The sequence below is a fragment of the Actinomadura montaniterrae genome (assembly GCF_008923365.1).
Taxonomy (GTDB): domain Bacteria; phylum Actinomycetota; class Actinomycetes; order Streptosporangiales; family Streptosporangiaceae; genus Spirillospora; species Spirillospora montaniterrae.
Genome location: NZ_WBMR01000394.1, coordinates 1 through 4,862, shown reverse-complemented (window position 1 = coordinate 4,862; position 4,862 = coordinate 1). Strand labels below are relative to the sequence as shown.

Below are 4,862 nucleotides of genomic sequence, written 5' to 3'. Positions count from 1 at the left end.
CGCTGCTGCCCGGCCGCCGCATCCTGGTCGTCGGCGCCGGGACCCGCCCCAGCGACGACCCCGCCGCGCCCGTCGGCAACGGCCGCGCCATCGCCGTCACCGCCGCCCGCGAGGGCGCGCGGGTCGCCTGCGCCGACGTCGACGAGCACGCCGCCGGCGCGACCGCCGGCATGATCGCCGCCGAGGGCGGCGACGCGCACGTCGTGATCGCCGACGTCACCGACCCCGGATCCTGCGACCGCGTCGTCACGCGGGCGGCGGAGAAGCTCGGCGGCCTGGACGGGGTGGTGTTCAACCCCGGGATCGGCATCGGCTACGGGCTGGCCGGCACCGGCCTGGCCGACTGGGACCGCGTCATGCAGGTGAACCTGCGCGCCCCGTTCCTGGTCGGCAAGGCGGCGCTGCCCGCGCTGGACGCCGGCGCCGCGATGGTGTTCATCGGGTCGCTGGCCGGGACCAAGCCGGGGTCGCGGTCACCGTCCTACGACGCGTCCAAGGCGGGGCTGACCGGGCTGGTCCGCCACATCGCCGCCGAGGGCGCCGGGCGCGGCGTGCGCGCCAACGTGGTCGCGCCGGGCCTCATCGACACCGTCATGGGACGCGACGCCTCCGGCGGCAACGCCGCCCGCGACCGCGTCGCCGCGCTGATCCCGATGCACCGCCAGGGCACCGCGTGGGAGGTCGCCGACGTGGTGGTGTTCCTGCTGTCGCACCGCGCCGCCTACGTCACCGGGCAGGTCGTGCACGTCGACGGCGGCCTGTCCACCCTCCGCTGACCCCCTCCGCTGACCCCCGGCCCGGCATTCCCGCCCCGGCATCCCCGTTCCTGAAGGCGGCGCCCGGGCGGGGCGTGTCAGCCTTGGCGGCCGGGGAGCATGCTCAGGGCCTGGGAGCGCTGCGCGACGAGCTCGCCGTAGGTGCCGCCGCGTGCTCGCCGCGCTCTCCTGCACCGAGCCCACCGGCACGACCCACCACGGACCCGCCCACCACGGACCCGCCCGCAGCGAACCGGCCCGCGGTGGACCGGCCGGCGACCCGCGCCCGACGGCACCCTGACGAGGGCGCCCCGTCGTGCCGCACTGACCATCAACGCCCGTACAGCGGGCTCCACCCCGGGCCGCGGGCGGGCGGCGGGCGGGTCGCGCGGCGGGAGCGGCCCGGCCTACGGTGACGGCCATGAACGATCATGTGGAGTTGCGGCCGGTCGCCGAGGCGGACCTGCCGGTGATCGAGCGGCTGCGCACCGACCCCGAGCTCGCCGGGCCGTTCCTGTGGGCGGGATGGAGCGACCCGCACCGGTTCCGGCGCCGGTACGAGCAGGACGGGATGCTGGGGGAGGAGACCGGCACCTTCGCCGTCGCCCGCGCCGAGGAGGCCCTCGGGATCGTGTCCTACCGCCGCGTCCCCACCGCCGGGTCGCTGTGGTGCTGGAGCATCGGGATCTCGCTGCTGCCCGCGGCGCGGGGGCGGGGCGCCGGGTCCCGCGCGCAGCGGCTGCTGGTGTCGTACCTGTTCGCGCACACCACCGCGCACCGGGTCCAGGCCGAGACCGAGGTCGACAACATCGCCGAGCAGCGCGCCCTGGAGAAGGCCGGCTTCACCCGCGAAGGCGTGATGCGCGGTTACGGCTTCCGGGACGGCCGGTACCGCGACGAGGTGCTCTACAGCGTGCTGCGGCCCGAGGTCCGCGGCCCCGGCACCCCCTGACCGCCCCGGCTCGGTTCCGCCCCGGGGAACACCGGGCCGCCTTCGGATGTTGCGCGGTAATGTTGTAATCATCTGGAGGTGGCTCGATGTCCCCCGAACCTCGTGAAAGCGCCCGCCCGCCCCGCGACGACGACCCCGCCACCGACGAGCACGGCACCGAGCACGGCACCCGCGACCCCGGCGCCGAGGCCCTGGACGCCTACTCCGCCACCGTGTCGGCCGTCGCCCGCGAACTCACCCCCCGCGTCGCCGCGCTGCGCGTCCGCCACCGCCGCGGCGAGGGAGCCGGATCCGCCGTGGCGTTCACCGGCGACGGGTTCCTGCTCACCAACGCCCACGTCGTCGGCGCCGCCGCCGGCGGCCAGGCCGCGTTCGCCGACGGATCGGCCGCCGACTTCACCGTCGTCGGCACCGACCCCCTGTCCGACCTCGCCGTCGTCCGCGCCGACGGCGCCGTCCCCGGCCCCGCCACCCTCGGCGACAGCGACCGCCTCGTCGTCGGGCAGCTCGTCGTCGCCGTCGGCAACCCCCTCGGCCTCGCCGGGTCGGTCACCGCCGGGGTGGTGTCGGCGCTCGGCCGGTCCCTGCCCGCCCGCAGCGGCGCCGCCGCCCGCGTCATCGAGGACGTCATCCAGACCGACGCCGCCCTCAACCCCGGCAACTCCGGCGGCGCCCTCGCCGACTCCCGCGGCCGCGTCGTCGGGATCAACACCGCCGTCGCCGGCGCCGGCCTCGGCCTCGCCGTCCCGATCAACGCCACCACCCGCCGCATCATCGCCGCGCTGATGCGCGACGGCCGCGTCCGCCGCGCCTACCTCGGCCTGGTCGCCGCGCCCGTCCCCGTCCCCGCCGCGCTGCGCGCCCGCACCGGGCAGGACGAGGCGCTGCGCGTCGCCGAGGTCGTCCCCGCCAGCCCCGCCGACCGCGCCGGGCTGCGCCGCGGCGACCTGGTCCTCACCGCCGGCGGGCAGCCGGTGTCGCACGCCCAGTCCCTGCAGCGGCTGATGTTCGAAGGCGCCATCGGCCGGCCCCTGCCCATCACCGTCGTCCGCAACGGCGCCATGGTCGACGTCATCGCCGAACCCACCGAGCTCACCGACACCGAACCCGCCTGACCCCCACTCCGCCCCCGACCGGCCCGGCGCGGGTGCGCCGGGGGTCAGGCCACCGGGCCGGATCCGGGGCCGCGGAACGTCGCCCGGTACGCCGACGGCGACACCCCCACCGCCGCCTGCAGATGCGCCCGCAGCGACGCCGCCGTCCCGAACCCCGACCGCTCCGCCACCCGCTCCACCGGCAGATCGGTCTCCTCCAGCAGCTGCCGCGCCCGCTCCACCCGCTGCCGCGCCAGCCACACCGCCGGCGACACCCCCGCCTCCTGCCGGAACCGCCGCGTGAACGTCCGCACGCTCATCGACGCCCGCGCCGCCAGCTCCGCCAGCGTCAGCGGCTCGGCCAGCCGCTCCAGCGCCCACGCCCGCGCCGGACCCGTCGAGGCCTCCCGCGGCGCCGCCACCGGACGCGCGATGAACTGCGCCTGCCCGCCCTCCCGGTGCGGCGGCACCACCGTCCGGCGCGCCACGTCCCCCGCGACCGCCGCGCCGTGGTCCCGGCGGATCACGTGCAGGCACAGATCGATCCCCGCCGCCTCGCCCGCCGAGGTCAGCACGTCCCCCTCGTCGGCGTACAGCACCGCCGGATCCAGCTCCACCCGCGGGAACATCGCGGTGAACCGGTCCGCCGACAGCCAGTGCGTCGCCGCCCGCCGCCCCTCCAGCAGGCCCGCCGCCGCCAGCACGAACGCGCCCGTGCAGATCGAGGCGACCCGCGCGCCGCGCCGGTGCGCCGCCACCAGCGCCGCCGGCACCGGCCCCGCGCCCGGGCACCGCTCGTCCAGCTCGTGCGACGCCGGCACCACCACCGTCCCCGCGCCCTCCAGCGCCTCCAGCCCGAACGGCACGTCCACCCGGAAATCGGCGTCGGTCCGCACCGGCCCCGCCGCCACCCCGCACGACACCACCTCGTACAGCGGCTCCCCGGCCGCCGACCGGGCCCGCCCGAACAGCTGATGCACGATCCCCAGCTCCATCGGCAGCACACCGTCGCGCACCACCACCGCCACCCGATGCCGCCCGCCCGCACCCTCGCCCGCGCTTCCGGCCGCACTCCCGGCCGCGTCCCCGCTCATGGCCTGATCCTTGCACAGGATGGCCCACCGGCCACTCGTGACGGCCCACCCGCCCCGGGCAGCATCGAACCCGGCCCCGCAACCGCACCCAGGCAGGAAGGAGCCTCCACGATGAACGTGCTGTGGGTGTTCGCCCACCCCGAACCCCGGTCCCTCAACGGCGCCCTGCGCGACCACGGCACCGCCACCCTGCGCCGCCACGGCCACCGCGTCCGCCACTCCGACCTGTACGCGATGCGCTGGAACCCCGTCGCCGGACCCGCCGACGTCGCCCACGACCCCCGCGAACCGCTGCGCCTCGGACCCGCCACCGAGCACGCCCGCGCCACCGGCGCGCTCGCCCCCGACATCCGCGCCGAGCACGCCAAGCTCGACTGGGCCGACACGCTGATCCTGCAGTTCCCGCTGTGGTGGCACGGGATGCCCGCCATCCTGAAAGGCTGGTTCGACCGCGTGTTCGTCCAGGGCTACGCCTTCGGCGTCCACGACGCCGAAGGCCGCGCCCGCCGCTACGGCGACGGGGGCCTCACCGGCCACCGCGCCCTCGTCGTCACCACCGCCGGCGCCCGCGCCACCGGCCTCGGCCCCCGCGGCGTCCACGGCGACGCCGAGGACGTCCTGTTCCCCCTCCTGCACGGCACCCTGTTCTACAGCGGCATGGACGTCCTGCCGCCCCTGGTCATCACCGGCGCCGACCGCGCCGGACCCGCCGAGCACGCCCGCGCCGCCGCCCGCCTCGACGACCGCCTCACCGCCCTGCCCACCGCCGCCCCCATCCCCTACCGGCCCGAACGCGGCGGCGGCTACGACGACGACCTCGTCCTGCGCCCCGACCTGGCCCCCGGACGCACCGACCTCGCCGTCCACCGCACCTGACACCCCGGGCACTGCGCACACCCGCGCACCCGCGCGGCCGCGCGGCGCTTGCCGCGTCCGGCCCTCACCCGCCCGCGCCCCCGGCGGAACG

Annotated in this window: 5 protein-coding genes; 4 read left to right on the top strand and 1 reads right to left on the bottom strand. The window is 77.6% G+C overall.

The window, feature by feature from the left end; all coding sequences use genetic code 11:
- From F9B16_RS49245 to F9B16_RS49230, 3 genes are all read left to right on the top strand, one after another.
- A partial coding sequence (locus F9B16_RS49245; RefSeq protein WP_318839305.1) for an SDR family NAD(P)-dependent oxidoreductase occupies window positions 1-776 on the top strand: 776 nt, incomplete at its 5' end.
- A gap of 400 nt (window positions 777-1,176) precedes the next feature.
- Window positions 1,177-1,707, top strand: coding sequence for a GNAT family N-acetyltransferase (locus F9B16_RS49235; RefSeq protein ID WP_151547154.1), 531 nt, complete (start codon window positions 1,177-1,179; stop codon window positions 1,705-1,707).
- An 86-nt stretch (window positions 1,708-1,793) separates the two neighbouring features.
- Window positions 1,794-2,822: a S1C family serine protease gene (locus F9B16_RS49230; protein WP_151547153.1), complete on the top strand. Its 1,029-nt coding sequence runs from the start codon at window positions 1,794-1,796 to the stop codon at window positions 2,820-2,822.
- 44 nt (window positions 2,823-2,866) lie between these two features.
- Here F9B16_RS49230 and F9B16_RS49225 read toward each other — a convergent pair whose 3' ends face one another.
- The gene (locus F9B16_RS49225) at window positions 2,867-3,829 is read right to left on the bottom strand and encodes a GlxA family transcriptional regulator (protein ID WP_225992660.1); all 963 of its coding nucleotides are present in this window, start codon (window positions 3,827-3,829) and stop codon (window positions 2,867-2,869) included.
- A gap of 177 nt (window positions 3,830-4,006) precedes the next feature.
- Between F9B16_RS49225 and F9B16_RS49220 the strand changes: the two genes are divergently transcribed.
- Window positions 4,007-4,771 (top strand): NAD(P)H-dependent oxidoreductase, encoded by a 765-nt coding sequence (locus F9B16_RS49220; protein ID WP_151547151.1) that lies wholly within the window; start codon window positions 4,007-4,009, stop codon window positions 4,769-4,771.
- Window positions 4,772-4,862 lie beyond the last annotated feature (91 nt).